The sequence below is a fragment of the Streptomyces sp. NPDC037203 genome (assembly GCF_055605065.1).
The window spans coordinates 256,281-270,058 of the sequence record NZ_JBVJUC010000009.1; the positions used below are offsets into that span (position 1 = coordinate 256,281).

Annotated in this window: 15 protein-coding genes and 2 pseudogenes; 11 read left to right on the forward strand and 6 right to left on the reverse strand. The window is 70.8% G+C overall.

Annotated elements, in window-relative coordinates:
- Positions 1 to 46: 46 nt before the first annotated feature.
- A complete protein-coding gene (locus ACZ7EC_RS24480) occupies positions 47 to 445 on the forward strand; it encodes a DUF885 family protein (RefSeq protein ID WP_471065680.1) in 399 nt (132 codons plus the stop codon).
- A gap of 257 nt (positions 446 to 702) precedes the next feature.
- A complete protein-coding gene (locus ACZ7EC_RS24485) occupies positions 703 to 1,257 on the forward strand; it encodes an aminotransferase class V-fold PLP-dependent enzyme (RefSeq protein WP_471065682.1) in 555 nt (184 codons plus the stop codon).
- On the opposite strand, the pseudogene ACZ7EC_RS24490 reads toward ACZ7EC_RS24485, so the two are convergent.
- The 4 genes and pseudogenes from ACZ7EC_RS24490 to ACZ7EC_RS24505 all read right to left on the reverse strand — a co-directional run.
- A pseudogene (locus tag ACZ7EC_RS24490) lies at positions 1,236 to 1,581 on the reverse strand (transposase); the annotation flags it as partial. The gene ACZ7EC_RS24485 and the pseudogene ACZ7EC_RS24490 sit on opposite strands and share 22 nt — an antisense overlap.
- Before the next feature lie 68 nt (positions 1,582 to 1,649).
- Positions 1,650 to 2,039, reverse strand: a pseudogene (locus ACZ7EC_RS24495) (MFS transporter); the annotation flags it as partial.
- Between the two features lie 136 nt (positions 2,040 to 2,175).
- Positions 2,176 to 2,601 (reverse strand): RidA family protein, encoded by a 426-nt coding sequence (locus ACZ7EC_RS24500; RefSeq protein ID WP_471065684.1) that lies wholly within the window; start codon positions 2,599 to 2,601, stop codon positions 2,176 to 2,178.
- A 164-nt stretch (positions 2,602 to 2,765) separates the two neighbouring features.
- Complete coding sequence (locus ACZ7EC_RS24505; RefSeq protein WP_471065686.1) at positions 2,766 to 3,455, reverse strand: HD domain-containing protein; 690 nt, start codon at positions 3,453 to 3,455, stop codon at positions 2,766 to 2,768.
- A gap of 72 nt (positions 3,456 to 3,527) precedes the next feature.
- Here ACZ7EC_RS24505 and ACZ7EC_RS24510 point away from each other — a divergent pair, with 72 nt between their 5' ends.
- The 9 genes from ACZ7EC_RS24510 (at position 3,528) to ACZ7EC_RS24550 (ending at position 11,332) form a co-directional block, all read left to right on the forward strand.
- A complete protein-coding gene (locus ACZ7EC_RS24510; protein WP_471065688.1) occupies positions 3,528 to 4,472 on the forward strand; it encodes a GlxA family transcriptional regulator in 945 nt (314 codons plus the stop codon).
- A 716-nt stretch (positions 4,473 to 5,188) separates the two neighbouring features.
- The gene (locus ACZ7EC_RS24515) at positions 5,189 to 5,449 is read left to right on the forward strand and encodes an AMP-binding protein (RefSeq protein ID WP_471065689.1); all 261 of its coding nucleotides are present in this window, start codon (positions 5,189 to 5,191) and stop codon (positions 5,447 to 5,449) included.
- A gap of 212 nt (positions 5,450 to 5,661) precedes the next feature.
- Positions 5,662 to 5,961: a hypothetical protein gene (locus tag ACZ7EC_RS24520; RefSeq protein ID WP_471065691.1), complete on the forward strand. Its 300-nt coding sequence runs from the start codon at positions 5,662 to 5,664 to the stop codon at positions 5,959 to 5,961.
- A complete protein-coding gene (mobF, locus tag ACZ7EC_RS24525) occupies positions 5,945 to 7,357 on the forward strand; it encodes a MobF family relaxase (RefSeq protein WP_471065692.1) in 1,413 nt (470 codons plus the stop codon). The genes ACZ7EC_RS24520 and mobF overlap by 17 nt, the downstream gene beginning before the upstream one ends.
- A gap of 627 nt (positions 7,358 to 7,984) precedes the next feature.
- Complete coding sequence (locus tag ACZ7EC_RS24530; RefSeq protein WP_471065693.1) at positions 7,985 to 8,152, forward strand: lasso RiPP family leader peptide-containing protein; 168 nt, start codon at positions 7,985 to 7,987, stop codon at positions 8,150 to 8,152.
- 174 nt (positions 8,153 to 8,326) lie between these two features.
- Positions 8,327 to 10,114 (forward strand): asparagine synthase-related protein, encoded by a 1,788-nt coding sequence (locus ACZ7EC_RS24535; protein ID WP_471065695.1) that lies wholly within the window; start codon positions 8,327 to 8,329, stop codon positions 10,112 to 10,114.
- On the forward strand, positions 10,111 to 10,440 hold the full coding sequence (locus ACZ7EC_RS24540; protein WP_471065696.1) for a lasso peptide biosynthesis PqqD family chaperone: 330 nt from the start codon (positions 10,111 to 10,113) through the stop codon (positions 10,438 to 10,440). Before ACZ7EC_RS24535 ends, ACZ7EC_RS24540 begins: the two co-directional genes overlap by 4 nt.
- A 65-nt stretch (positions 10,441 to 10,505) precedes the next feature.
- Positions 10,506 to 10,967: a lasso peptide biosynthesis B2 protein gene (locus ACZ7EC_RS24545; protein ID WP_471065698.1), complete on the forward strand. Its 462-nt coding sequence runs from the start codon at positions 10,506 to 10,508 to the stop codon at positions 10,965 to 10,967.
- A gap of 182 nt (positions 10,968 to 11,149) precedes the next feature.
- Positions 11,150 to 11,332, forward strand: coding sequence for a hypothetical protein (locus ACZ7EC_RS24550; protein WP_471065700.1), 183 nt, complete (start codon positions 11,150 to 11,152; stop codon positions 11,330 to 11,332).
- Between the two features lie 574 nt (positions 11,333 to 11,906).
- On the opposite strand, the gene ACZ7EC_RS24555 is transcribed toward ACZ7EC_RS24550, so the two are convergent.
- Together ACZ7EC_RS24555 and ACZ7EC_RS24560 are read right to left on the reverse strand one after the other, a co-directional pair.
- On the reverse strand, positions 11,907 to 12,875 hold the full coding sequence (locus ACZ7EC_RS24555) for a hypothetical protein (RefSeq protein ID WP_471065702.1): 969 nt from the start codon (positions 12,873 to 12,875) through the stop codon (positions 11,907 to 11,909).
- Between the two features lie 138 nt (positions 12,876 to 13,013).
- On the reverse strand, positions 13,014 to 13,634 hold the full coding sequence (locus ACZ7EC_RS24560) for a DUF4158 domain-containing protein (RefSeq protein ID WP_471065704.1): 621 nt from the start codon (positions 13,632 to 13,634) through the stop codon (positions 13,014 to 13,016).
- Positions 13,635 to 13,778 lie beyond the last annotated feature (144 nt).

A 13,778-nucleotide genomic window follows, 5' to 3' on the forward strand; every position in this document is an offset into this window, starting at 1 on the left:
GGTCGTCGCTGCTCCCCACGCTTGTGGGGGGCCCGGTATCAAGCGCTTGGGGTGCGGGCTGGGTTCGGGGGCGCACCTGCAACTGCGCATCCCCGCGGGCACCGGGTTCCACGAGGGGGAGCGATGGACGCCGCAGCTGGGCCGCGCGTTCCTCACGGAGCACTGCGGGCTGGGCCCCCTGGGGTTCATCGACTTCGAGATCGCCCGGTACCTGGGACGTCCGGGACAGGCCCTGGCCTACAAGCTAGGGGAGAAGGCGTGGCTGGAGGCGCGGAAGGCGGACCGCCGCTGCGACGGCGCCGCCTTCGACCTCCGGCGGTTCCACCACAACGCGTTGACACTGGGCCCGATGGGCCTGGGCCTGCTGCGCGCGGAGCTGACCTGCCAGTCCGGGCCCGCGGAACAGGCGTGGACAGGACACCTGCCAGCGGAGCGCACGGCATGACGAGGAAGCGAGCGATCGGATGACCACGGCAGTGGGACACGACGACCTGACCCCGGCGACCTGGGAACTAGTGCGGACCGGACTGCGCGCACAGCCTGCGCGCCGGAGCCGGACTGCCGCTGGCGTTCGGGCGGGTGACGCACGAGCTCGGGCGGCGCCTGACGGGTCTGCTCCCGGAGCCACGGCGACGCTTTCCTCGGCGGCGACGAGGGCGAGCTGCGGGCACACCGTCCAGCGGCCAGGACGCCACGGCCCACATGGTTGCCTACGCCCGGGCCCGCGGGATCGCCGTGGACGTCGTCTGGCCGCGGGGACCGCGCGTGAACGGGCCCGGCACGCCGCGTCGGTGCGCGTGTCCTGAGCGTCCCGTTCTACCTCGCCTCCAACCCGACGACTCGTCGTTCGACTTCTCGCCCGACGAGGCCCTCAACCGGCTGCGTGCCGCCGTGCGACCTGAGACCCGGGTGTTCGGTGTCGCCCGGGTGCACTCCAACACCGGCGTGCGCCTGCCGATGGCCAGGGTCACCGACACCATCGCCGAGCTGAACCGGAACCGCGGCGAGGACGACCGCATCCTGCTGGTGGTGGACGGCGTCCACGGATTCGGCGTCGCGGACGAGGACGCCGCACGGATGGGCTGCAACTTCTTTTCCGCTGGCACCCACAAGTGGATCCTGGGACCGCGCGGCACCGGGATCATGTGGGCGACGGCGCGGCACCGGGATCATGTGGGCGACGCCGGAGAACTGGGCACTTATCCAGCCGACGATCCCTTCCCTCACAAGTCATCTCAATTGGTGAGTCTGCGGTAGCAGATGAGGGGGCGGGCGATGCTGGTGAAGGCCAGGAAGTGGCTGGCTTTGCGTTCGTAGCGGCGGTGCAGACGTCGGCATCCGGCGAGCCAGGCCATGGTGCGTTCGAATGGTCCAGCAGTGCCGGCTGAGCCGCTGACCGGAGTCCGTGCCCTTCCGTGCGATTCGGGGCGTGATGCCACGGCTGCGTAACCATCGCCGCAGGTGGTTGTAGTCGTAGCCCTTGTCGTCGTGGAGCTTGTCCGGCTTGCGTCGCCGTCGGTGGCGGCGCGAGCGGACGGGCGGGATGCCCCGCATGAGCGGGATGAGGGCCTGGCTGTCATGGACCCGATGAATACGAGGTAGACGAGGTGCGCGGGGGCCGGCAGGTACTGGACGACCAGACCCGACCCCAGTGCGCCGACGCCGGATCCCAGCCCCGTGGCGATGGCGTTGGCACGGGTGCCGCGCTCGCGGTCGATGTCCAGCATCGCCGCGCCCAGCGCGCCCAGGGCGCTGCCGGTGGCGATGCCTTGCAGCACTCGCCCGGCGATCAGCGCGCCGCCGCCGCCGGCCTCGCTGAACACCATCATGGCGATGGCTTGGAGGGCCAGCGCGGTCAGCAGCACCGGCTTGCTGCCGAGGTGGCCGGACGCCCGGCCGAGTACGAGCAGGGCGGCCAGAACGGCGACGGCGTACACGCCGAAGACAACGGTGGTGGTGATCGGGGAGAAATGCCACCGGGCCGCGTAGAGGGCGTAGACCGGCGTCGGCGCGTTCGACGCGGCGAGGAACGAGACGATTCGACGCGAACAGCGCCAGGCCGGCGCCGCCCGTACGCCGGACGGTCAGGGGGACGTCACTCGGTGGCGTCGTGGTCTTCATCACACACCTCACGGCACTGCTCCGGGGCCCGGGGCGGAGCCCCGGAGCGGCGCTCTATCGGGCCGCGCCGTCGGGGTAGGCGGCGGTCGCCTGGATCTCGACGAGGAGTTCCGGGCTGGCGAGGCCACTGACGCCGATGATCGTCCAGGCGGGGTGGGGAGCCTTGATGAGGCGCTGCTTGGCCGCGAGGAAGCCGGACATGTTCTCGCGGATGTCGACGTGATAGCTGGTCACGTCCACCAGATCGCCGAGGTCGAGGTTCTCCAGCCGCAGGATCTCCTCAAGGCGCCGGATGGCGAGCTCTGTCTGCTCCTCGACGGTCTCCCCCGGGACGCCGTCGGGGCGGCGGCCGATCTGGCCCGAGATGAACAGGTGGCTGTGCGAACGGACCGCGGGGGCGTGGCCGAAGCGCGCGAAGGCGCTGGTGGTCCCTCCGAAGACCGGCGAGTTCTCGGGGACCTCTACGTGGTGGATGGGCATTGCGGCGTGTCCTTCTCTCTGGTGTCTGCGCTGAGTGTGCGACGGCTTCGGTGCTGACTGGTGTGCCGACGTGGGGGGCGGCTTCAGAGCCGACTTCTGCGCTGGCCTGCGAGCCGACTTCCGAGTCGTCTTCGTCGACCGGGTGGCGGACCGGGCGGGGCCGGTCAGTTCCCCCACCGGGAGGAGCTGCAGGCGTGCTCCATCCGGGTCCGGCCGTAGGCCTCGCGTTCCCGAAGGAATTCACCGGGTATCGCGTAACGCGGGGCGTTCCTGGGGTTCTTGGCGGCTTGCGCGACGATCGCGTCGGTGAGCGAACGGATCATCTCCAGCCGCGGGTAGGCGGCGTGGACGACGTCGGCCTGCTCATCGCTGAGGACGTCGGCGTAGGTATTGCCCATCGGGCCGCCGAAGTCGATCGCGACGCCTTCGCGTACGAGCACGCACAGCGTCCCGCGGCGCTCCGCGATGCCCGAGGAGGTGTGCAGGGCGATGGCCTGCCAGACCTCGTCGGCGTCTGCCTCGGACCGTCCGTTCGCGCGGAGGAAGGCGGCAGCCCGATCGGCGCCCTCGACCTCGAACCGCTGGGTGTGCGGACCGTCCGGCGCCACGCCGAGGTCGTGCATCGTGCAGGCCGCGAACAGCAGGTCGTCTTCGTAGTCTCTGCCCGCGGTCAGTCCGAGGCGCGCGGCCACGAGCCTGGCGAACAGGTAGGTGCGAATGCTGTGGTTGAACACCGAGGGCGATTCCACCGGCTTGATCAGTTGTACGACAGCGCTGGTGAGCGGTGTGTCGGGCAGCGCGATCAGGTCGGTGACCGTCTTGGGGTCCACCTGGCTGCGAGTCGATCCGGTCATGTCCACCAGGCTGGCACGCACCCCCCTGACCAGGTGAGTGGCAACCCTGACAGCTATCGATAGAATATTGCCATGACGCCCCACCGAGTCGCGATCCTGGCGTTGGACGGTGTCACTCCGCTCGACCTGGCGATCCCGGCACAGATCTTCAACACCCGCCCGGAGACCCCCTACGAGATGACCGTGTGCGGGCTCGGCTCCACGGTGACGACCTCCACCGGCTTCTCCCTCGTGACCGAAGGCGGCATGGACCACGTGCGCGCCGCCGACACCGTGATCGTGCCGGGGTACGAGCCGGGGAGGGAGCCGCTGGTACGACCGTCGGAGGAAATACTCGACGCACTGGTCCAGACGCGCGAGCGGGGCCGGCGCGTGGTGTCGATCTGCACCGGCGCCTTCGCGCTGGCCGAGGCCGGCATCCTGGACGGACTGCATGCCACGACACACTGGCTGCACACCGGCGAACTCGAGCGGAACTTCCCGTCCGTCACGGTCGACCGCGACGTGCTCTACGTCGACGAGGGAGACGTCCTCACGTCGGCCGGCGTGTGCTGTGGCATCGACCTGTGCCTGCACCTCGTGCGCCGCGACCTGGGGGCGACCGCGGCCAACCGGATCGCCCGCAGCCTGGTGGCCCCGCCGCACCGCGACGGCGGGCAGGCCCAGTACATACCGGCTCCGGTCACCGAAGCCGGGGAGGCCTCCCTCTCCGAAACCCGGAGCTGGGCGCTGCACCACCTCGACGAGCCGCTCACACTCCGGGTCCTTGCCCGGCACAGTGGTGTCTCACCGCGTACCTTCATGCGCCGGTTCGCCACGGAAACCGGTACCACACCCCTCCAGTGGCTGCTGGGCGCCCGCCTCGGCAAGGCACGCGAACTACTGGAGACCACGGACCACTCGGTGGAGCAGGTGGCCCGGGAATGCGGCCTCGGCACAGCGGCGAACCTGCGTCTGCACTTCCGGCGGACCCTTGGCACCACCCCCACCGCCTACCGACGCACTTTCACTCGGTGACACCGCTCGGGCGCCGACCGGGCCGCCCGCCGGCGTGCCGGTGCCGGAGAGCGCCGCGGTTGCGGGCGCGCGGGGCGGCGGTGTGCGGTTGTATGTGTGCCCAGGGGCCCGGCGGGTGTCCACACGGCAGGCGGCCGGTGTGGCGGAGGTGGTGGGGCATACGGTCGCGGCCCGCGGGGCGTGCTGTGTGTACGGGGACACGGGCCTGGGCAAGACGGTCGCCGTCGAGCAGGCGCTGCGTCTTCTGCCCGGCCGGGTGCGGTGTGGCGGGCGGTGGCCGGTGTGGCGTCCGGTCTGCCGCAGTTGCGGGCCTCGCTGTGTGAAGCGCTCGGGCTGCCGTCGGGGGCACTGCCGCACGGCCAGGCCGGGCCGGCCAGCCAGGCTCTGACGCGGGCACTGGGCGAGCCGGGTGTGACGACCTTGCGCGGGCGGACGAGTTGAGGGCGCGCGGCCATTTCCGCACGTGGGCGAAGATCACGTCGCATGTCTACGCGAGCCGCGAGCGCGGCTCCGTAAGGCGTGTGGACCGGGAGCTGATTGAGCAGGCCTGCGCGCGTCTTGGCCCCTACCCGTGTCGGTCCGCTCTGCTCGGAGGACTCGTGTACGGGGGCCTTCATCTGTTCCGACGAGGTGAACGAAGGCGCGCTCTATGGAAGCGGAAGTGATGGGGCACGGCGTGGGTGGGCAGTCGATGGCGCCGCCGGAGGACCCGGCCGGTGTCCGGGGGGAGGAGTCGTTGGCGGCGTTGCGGGCGCCGGCGGTGCGTCGTCTGCTGGCGCTGCGCCGGCCTCCCCTTCGCCCAACTCGCCGACCGCGTCGCCGCCCTGCGCGAGCGCGGCGTACGCCGCGGTGACTACGCCGGCGTCTGCCTGGAACGCGGCGTCGACCTCGTCACCGCACTGCTCGCTGCTTGGAGCGCGGGCGCGGCCTACGTGCCGCTCGACCCGCGCTACCCGGCGAGCGGAGCGCCTTCATGATCCGCGACTGCGGCCCGCGGCTGGTCGTCGCGGCCGACGACCGCCCGACCCGGCTCGCCGACGTCAAGGTGATCGCCCCCCGCCGCCGCTGGCCCCGCCACCGCGCCAGTGCCTGTGACTCCCGCCGATGCCGCCGACGTCATCTACACCTCCGGCTCCACCGGCGTGCCCAAGGGCGTCTCGCGACCCGGGGCGGCGTCGGCGGAGGCCGGATGTACCGCACCGGCGACGAAGTCCGGTGGCGGGCCGACAGCGCAATGGAGTTCGTCGGCCGGGCCGACCGCCAGGTCAAGGCGCGCGGCTTGCGGATCGAGCCCGGCGAGACCGAGGCCGCCGTCGCCGCCTACCGCGAAGGCTGCGCCGCCGTCGTGGTCGCTCGCGCCGACGACCTGGTCGCGTACTGTGCCGGTGACGTCGACCTTGACGCGCTGCGCGCGCCCCTGGCCGCACAGCTGCCGGCCCACCTGGTCCCCGCACGAGTACGCGATCGAGCGGGTGCTGGAGTGGATTGAGGACGAGGTCGCGGTGATCCGGTACGGCAGGGACGGCATCTACCGGGTGCGGCCGCCCGGCGGTCTGGCCGCCGCCCGCTTCCGCCACCACGAGGCCCGCTCCGGGCGACCGCTGCTCCATGACCATCTGCTGTTGTCGGTGAAGGGGCAGCGCCTGGACGGGAAGTGGGGCTCGATCCACACCACGGCCCTGCACGAGAACACGGTCGCGGCTTCCGCGCTCTCCAACGAGCTGGTGGCAGCGGAGGTCTGCCAGGCGCTGGGGCTGGCGACCGAGCCGCGCATCGTCACACCGGGGCGCCGGCCGGTGATGGAGATCGCCGGGGTGCCCCACGAGCTGATCCGCTGGACTGCCCGGCGCAGCGACCGGATCGCCGCCTGCCTGACCGAGCTGGAGCACGAGTACGTCACCGCCGTCGACGACGACGGCGAGCAGAAATTCCTGCCAGTGGTCTCCGAGCGGGCCCGCGCCAAACTCAACGCCATAGCCGCCCGCAAGACCCGCCCGCCCAAGCAGAAGACCCGGCCGCTCGCTCAGCTGCGCGCGTGGTGGAAGACGAGCGCGATCCTCACCTCCGGTGTGCACGTCGACGTCATCGACTCCCTCCTCGAGCACGCCCGCGCTGCAGCGGCGGTGATCCGGGCCAGGGTTGCCGCCGTGGTCGACATGGCCCTGGCGGCCGTCGACGTCGCCGCGACGGTGTTCGTGATGAACGACGGCGGCCGCTTCCACCGCAGGCACCTGCTCGCCGAAGCCCGCCGTCACCTCGCCCTGGTCCTGCGCGGCCGCCGCCGCGACCCCGGCCTGGACGACCAGGTCGTGGCCGCCGCCATCTCCACCCACTGCCTGGACATCACCGAGCCGAAGACCATACGCGGCCTGGAGGCCGGCTACCGCCTCTACACCGCCCGGTGGTCCCTGCCCGACCTCCCCGCCCGCCGCCGGGCTCCGGCTCCCGCACCCGGCACGGACGAGCGACCCTCGGCCGATCCGGCCGAACCCCGGCCCGCCCAGGAGGCGGGGGAGTGGGAGATCCCCCGCATCCCGCTCCAGTACGAACGCGCCGTCCTCGCCGGCGCGGTGGTCCGCGAGCAGCTGCGCACCACCACCGCCACCGCCGTGCGGGGCTGGGCGTACGACATCGTCGCCCACCAGCAGGCGGCGATGCCCGAGCATCTGCTCGCCGCCCGAGCCGGCCGACCCCGAGCCCGACGACCAGGAACCGAAGGCCGGACGCGGAGAAGCGATCGACATGACCGCGCTGCGGGCCCTGCGGGAATCCCGCACGGACGTGGAAGCCCTCGACCTCACCGCCGACCGGCTACGCCGCCTCCAGGACGCGTTCGCCAAGGTGAGCGACGACTCCCGCGTCCGCTCGGACCGCCACACCGCTGAGCAGACCGACGCCGACGCAGTGCGCCCGGTGCGCCCGGACGACCAGCAGGCGCACCGTCCGCAGGAGCCCGGACCGCACCGCGGCCGGGAGGCCGGCCACTGAGTGCATCCGATGCTGTGCATCGCACCGGCGATGCCGCGCTTCCACGGAAGCGGCGGCGGCGCCAACCCAACTGACCCAACCGGGCGTCAAGCAGACGCCGGTTCGAGCAGCACAGCAGCACAGCCTGGGCAGGGAGTGCCCCGGACTCCCTCTACACCGGAGCGGCAGCTGTTACTCATCTGGGTCTGACTGGACAACCGGTACTCTGCCGGCCGGCGCCTGGAACAGAACCGGCAGGCGCGTACTGATCAGTGCGCTGCTGTGTGCGCTGGCCCGGCGGGAGCAGGGCCAGAAGCCGACCGGAGTCTTGGGTGCCCAGTCGTGACCGGTCGGGGTGGTTCGGTGTTGCTTCTCGCGGCTGGCCGGGCGGGAAGGCTGCCGAAAGTCCGTTCAACGGCTGATGTTCGGACGTGGGTTCAGCTTGTCCCACTGTGGCGGGATTGTTCGTTTGGCATCAGTTACCACATGCTGAGAGTAGTGAAGCGAAGCAAGTTCGCTACGTCCAGTGATTGAAGGGGCGTGTCATGCAGGACGTGATGAAGGTGGACGGGCAGGTCGAGGGTGCGGTCTTCGGGGGGGAGAGTCCGGTGTACGAGCCGCCGCTGATGGTGGAGGTCGGGGCGTTCGCCGAGGACACACGGGGCGGGACCGGCAATTACAACGAGGCGTTCACCACCGGGTGGTGGCTGTGAGGCAGTCCTGATCAGGCCGGCGGTTTCCAGGGGCTACTCGCGCTGGGGGTGACGTTGTACTGGTTCGCTGCTGTTCCGGACTGCGGTGCGGGTGAGCTCGCCGCGGAGCAGTTGGGGGGTGGGCAGGTGCCGCTGGCCTCACATGCTTCAGGCCGCCCGTGGTTGGTGGGGAACATGCCGGCTGACCAAGTGCACTCCGTGTCTGTGGGCGGCACCCGGCTGGCGGTGCTCGGCCATGCGCCGGGCACCGCGGCCGTACATGGAGGCGCCGACGGCCCGAGGGAAAAGGTACGCCGTTGCCTGACCGGGGTCCGGGACACCGCGGATCTGGTCGACGTGAACAAAGTGGCCGAGCTGGTGCGGGGCAGTTGCCATGTGGCGGTCTCCGCGCATGGTCGGTACCGCCTGCAGGGCACGGCCTCCGGGTTGCGGCGGGTGTTCTGGACGCGCTGGCAGGGGATCACGGTGGCCGCCGACCGGGCCGACGTTCTCGCCCATATGACCGGCGCCTCCTTGGACGAGCGGTATCTGGCACTGACCATGCTCACCCCCGGTCCGCCTGCTCCCGCCGACGACCTGAGCCCGTGGACGGGAGTGGAGGCCGTGCCGGCGGGCTGCGCGCTCACCGTTTGCGGCGAGGACTCGCCCAGGATGCGCCGGTGGTGGCAGGTGCCTGCCGCTCACCTGCCGCTGGCCGAGGGGGCCGCGGGAGTGCGTGAGGCATTGCGGCAGACCGTGGCCGAACGCGTGAGCGGCGAGGCAACCGCGGGCCGTGTGGTGGGCTGCGATCTGTCCGGGGGTCTGGACTCTACCTCGCTGGCCTTCCTCACCCGCGACTGCGGGACCGTGCCGGTGACACTGACCGTGACTTATCAGGACCCCGCCAACGACGATCCGTACTGGGCCGCTGTCGCCAGGCAGCACCTGCTCGACCCGCAGGCCCAAGACGTGGACCACGCCCCGCAGGAGGCCCTGGCGCTGGAGGTCGCCGAGGCGAGCATGCCGGGGCAGTACGCCGGCCTAGACGCGGTCGCCTCGGCGACGGATGCCGCGGCCCCGCTGCTACGCGGACGCGCCGACCTGGCGTTCCTGGCCGCCACCTACACGCGCCGGGGCGTGGCAGTGCAGCTGGCCGGCCACGGGGGTGACGAGGTGGTCCAGGCGCTGCCGAGCTACCTGCACCACCTGGCCCGGCGCCACCCGCTGACGGCCCTGCGCCACCTGCGCGGGCACCGCGCCCGCCGCCGCTGGCCCCAGGGCGCGGCCCTGCGCGCGCTCACCGACCTGTGCACATATCCGCAGTGGCTGGCTGGTGAAGCCGCCCGGCTGAGGAACGTGCGGCCCGCGCGTCCCCCGCTCGGCTGGGGTGAGCCGCTGACCCTGGCGCCCTGGGCGAGTCCTGCCGCCCGTGCCCTGGTCGCCGACACCTTGCACGAGGCCGCCCGCGCCGCCGAGCCTCTGGCGGGCGACCGGGGCCAGCACGCCAGCGTGCACCGGGTGCACACCGCCGCCCGTCTCTACCGGCACTTGCGCCAAGAGCACCCCGCGCCTTGGATCGCGCTGCCGTTCCTCGACGACCGGGTGCTGGACGCGTGTCTCGCGGTCCGGTTGGAGGAACGCGGCACCCCCTACGCCTACAAGCCGCTGCTGAAGACCGCCCTGGGCGGCATCCTTCCCGGGCCTTTCCACTCCCGGGCGACCAAAGGTGCCGGGACCGCCGCTGCCTACCAGGCCTTGCGCGCGCAGCGTGGGCAGCTGGCCGCGTTGGTGGATGGCTCCCTGCTGGCCGACCGCGGTCTGCTCGACGCCGCGGCCCTGCGCCAGACACTGCTCGCACCGGGCCCACGCATCGGCGTCCACCTCGAATTCACCCTGGCCTGCGAGCACTGGCTGCGTTCGACCACCGATCCCGGCCACGCCGAGCCGGGGCGAACCGCGGCCTTCCCGGAGCGCCGCTCATGATCCTGCGCCTGGAACCGCACATCAGCCTCACCGCCACCGAGACCGGCATGGTGATCCTCGACGAGAGCACCGGGCGCTACTTCGAACTCAACCAGCCCGCGGCCACCGCCCTGCGCGCCCTGCTCGACGGAGCCGACCCCGCCCACGCTGCCGCGAACCTGGTCGGCGGCCGCCCCGACCTGCTCGAGCGGGTCGCCATCGACCTGAAGCACTTCCTGCAGCAGCTCACCGACGCCGGCATCGCCACCACCGACACCCAGGACTCCGGGGGCCCCGAAGAGACTGTCCGGCCCACAGGCAAGTTCCGGTGGGTGAAGCGTCGATGAGTGCTGCCACCGCCCTGCCTGAGCCGCCACGGCGCCCCGCCGTGTGGCGGCAGCCTCCCGCACGGGTGGCCATCACCCTTGCCTGGGCACTGGCCAAGCTGTCGCCGCGCCGGATCCGCCGACTGATGGAGTTTGCACGAAGGGGAGCCCAGGCGGCCACCTACACTGAAGCCGCAGCCGCCCGCGACCAGGTCGTCGCGCTCAGCGTGGCCTGCGCCGGCGAAGGCTGCCTGCAACGCTCCCTGGCCACCGCGCTGCTGTGCCGCATGCACGGCACCTGGCCCACTTGGCGCACCGGCGTGCGCAGCCAGCCCTTCGCAGCACACGCCTGGGTCGAAGCCGAAGGCCGCCCCGTCAGCGAACCCACATCCACCACTCAGCACCGGCCCATCATTACCGTCGCTCCCACATCACGGCGAGCGTCTCTTTCGCGGCCGTCTGCTTCTTCCAGCACCGCACCCCGTCGGCAAGGACGTGACGGCAAGGGTGCTCGTGGTCAGTACCCGGAATTGCTACATGGACGGTGAACGAGCCCTCGCACGGTTCGACACGGCAGCGCCCTTCCACAAATGCCCGCAACGCGCAGGAATCCGAGAAACAGTGCCTAACGAGCTCGTGCACGGTAGGCGGTGAGGCGTGGAGGATGGCGGCGGGGCTCGGGGTTCACATCTGCCGCGCCGGCGTTAGGTCCGCAGTCTGCTGGTGGGACATGGTGTTGACCCGGTTCTCCTCGACGAGCCTTGCGCTGGGCCGGGACTGCGAGGAGGCCCTGCCCGCCGTCGAGCGGCTGGCAGCGGGCGAGGAGTTGTCGGTGTACGGCGAGGACGCGCAGGGTGTAACGCTAGCTGTGTGGTCGGGCATGAGGGCGGCGATGGACCGGCCCTCCAGTTAGGCGGTGCGGACGGCGTCGGACTTGTCGGCCGCCACGGCGGGGCGGCGGCCGCCCTCCTTGCCCATCGCCTCGGCGGCGCGCAGTCCGCGGTTCGCTATCTTCGCTGGTCAGGCGGCTGTTTGTGAGTCTAGTGGGCTGACGGATGCTCGGCTGGGCATTCACCTGGACCACCAGCCGAACGAGCGGCAGTGCGTCTTTGGTAGTGACATCTGCGGACGCCGGTCTGGTGCCGGCGCCGCCATCGTGACCAGTTCAGCGCCCGTTCGCAGGCATTTCGGCGCGGAACCTGGGGTGGGGCGAGTGCTGCCAGGAGTCGCCGCACTTCTGCCACGGTGAGGGGTGTGGCCGGACGCCCCTGACCGCCACACCAGCACGGCCGCGTCCTGGTCGTCGCTGTGGAGTCCTTCCAGGTATTCCTCGGCGTACGCGATGGCGGTGGCGGCATCGGTGCACGCGCCGATGCGGTGAGGGCTCAGGAAGCCTGGCAGAACTCGGCGTCGAGGACCTCGTCCAGGCGGGCCGGGTCGAGCCAGAAAAACGGCCGCCAGCACGGAATGCTGGCGGCCGTTGCTGTCTAGCTCGGGTTCTGCGGATCCCAGTTGCACTTGTGCAGCGTGAAGAAGACGGGAGACAGTGCGTTGCTGGTCCCTACGTCGGCGCGCCAGGACTCCACATCCCAGCTGTCGCCCGTGCTCCACCCCGAGGAATTGAGCGGATCCGGGAAGACGAAATTCGCATGGCAGATGAACTGCTCATACTCCGAGTTGTACTTCGACTGGACGGACAGCTGCTGCGGGGGCGGCACCATCGTCCACAGCTGGTCCCAGGCGCCGCCGAGATCACTGGCCGCGTTGCGGAATCCTGCGTCCGTCGGATAGGCGCGGATGACCACCTCGTTCGGGAAAGCGGCGGGGATCTCGACGCGCACCTGTTTGAACCAGTCCGTGGCGGCTTCGGTCAGATAGCCCGTGCATTCTCCCGAACATCCCTCCTCCCGGTGTCCGGAACTCCAGAACAGCGTGCTCTGCCGGTTGGAGAAATTCTGGTACGTCTGGTTCGACGCAGTGTCGGTTTTCTCGTCCGAGGTGGGATATCCGAACGACCCGCCCTCCCAGCCGTAATCCCCCCACAGCTTCCCGATCTTCCCCCATACGGGGTGCGCGCCGTAGGCGGACGCCCAGTAGACGGAGCCGCCTTCGAACTCCTGACGGCGGCCGAATCCGTCGGGGTTCGCCAGCTCGTCCGACGTGGGGTACCCAAGCGGACCGGACTCCCAGTTCTTGTCCGCCCACTTCGCGCCGATGGCGCCCCCAACGGGATGGGCGCCCGTAGCGGGCTTCCAGTAGACGGTTCCCCCGGTGAATTCCTGCCTGCGGCCGACGCCGTCCGGGTTGACCAGCTCGGTCGTCTTCGGGCAGCCGAGAAATCCCCGGTCGTAGTTGTAGTCCTTGTACTTGGCGAGGATCGCTCCGCCGACGGGGATCCCGCAGAAGACGGGGTCGTCCGCCTGGGCGGACGGGGATGACCCCAGCAGGGCGGTCACAGCCAGGGATGTGGACGCAAGCATCGTCATGATGCGGCGAGCAGGCACGGAAATCCTTCCGGAAAGCAGTCGATTGTGCTGTTTTCTACGGGGGAAGAGGCCTCTCCTCGAAGGTTCCTTCCCGGAAACAGACGGCACCTACCTCAGCCACCTCAACGGCCGGCGGCGCGGCGAGCGCCTCACGGCGTCGTCCTCCTGGTCGGCGCCGGCGACCAGGGCCACGATCCGCTCGATGCTCTCTGCCGTGATCCGTGCCAAGATCCGGGCCGTCAGCGTCTCCTCGGCGCTCCGCAGCGCGGCGGCCACGATCCGGTCGCACCGCCCCGGGGTGGGCGGCTCGATGCACTCCGTACGACAACGGGCCAGCAGTTCCACCCGCACCTGCTCCGGCTGCCGCTCCTTGCACGCGACGTGCTCGGCGAGCCAGGCCGCCAGCTTCTCCGCGTCCGCGACACTGCACTCACGAAAGCCCAGGTGCCCGCGGATCTGCGCACGGTGGTACTCGACCGTCCGGCCGCTCCACTCGTACGCATCCAGCTCGGATGCCGGTACCTGTACCTGCCGGGCGACGAACTCCACTGCCTCGCCCAGCAGCTCGAACCGGCCCCGGGGAAACCGGCCGTACTGCGTGTAGAACTTCAGCAACACCGCGAAGCCCAGTCGCGTCGCACCGCGCTTGCCGGACACGAGCCCCTGCTCGTCCTTCAACAGCGTCCAGTGCTCGACCAGGTCGTCCAGGTCCAAAGGGGTACGCGCCACGGTCGTCGATCGTCCTCCCTGGACTTCACCCCGCGCAGCTGTACGACCCCGGACTCACCCACACGGGTGACACCCCCACAAGATCACCGCCATTTGCGGCTGGTGACAGAGTTCTTACCGGCACCCCTAGGCCCGATAGTCCCG

Excerpts from the sequence above, each read along its gene's own strand:
- ACZ7EC_RS24500 (WP_471065684.1), bottom strand. The coding sequence starts at position 2,601 with ATGCCCATCCACCACGTAGAGGTCCCCGAGAACTCGCCGGTCTTCGGA.
- ACZ7EC_RS24520 (WP_471065691.1), top strand. The coding sequence starts at position 5,662 with ATGTACCGCACCGGCGACGAAGTCCGGTGGCGGGCCGACAGCGCAATG.
- ACZ7EC_RS24550 (WP_471065700.1), top strand. The coding sequence starts at position 11,150 with ATGGTGTTGACCCGGTTCTCCTCGACGAGCCTTGCGCTGGGCCGGGAC.
- ACZ7EC_RS24485 (WP_471065682.1), top strand. The coding sequence starts at position 703 with ATGGTTGCCTACGCCCGGGCCCGCGGGATCGCCGTGGACGTCGTCTGG.
- ACZ7EC_RS24505 (WP_471065686.1), bottom strand. The coding sequence starts at position 3,455 with ATGACCGGATCGACTCGCAGCCAGGTGGACCCCAAGACGGTCACCGAC.
- ACZ7EC_RS24540 (WP_471065696.1), top strand. The coding sequence starts at position 10,111 with ATGATCCTGCGCCTGGAACCGCACATCAGCCTCACCGCCACCGAGACC.
- ACZ7EC_RS24530 (WP_471065693.1), top strand. The coding sequence starts at position 7,985 with ATGCAGGACGTGATGAAGGTGGACGGGCAGGTCGAGGGTGCGGTCTTC.
- ACZ7EC_RS24535 (WP_471065695.1), top strand. The coding sequence starts at position 8,327 with ATGCCGGCTGACCAAGTGCACTCCGTGTCTGTGGGCGGCACCCGGCTG.
- ACZ7EC_RS24510 (WP_471065688.1), top strand. The coding sequence starts at position 3,528 with ATGACGCCCCACCGAGTCGCGATCCTGGCGTTGGACGGTGTCACTCCG.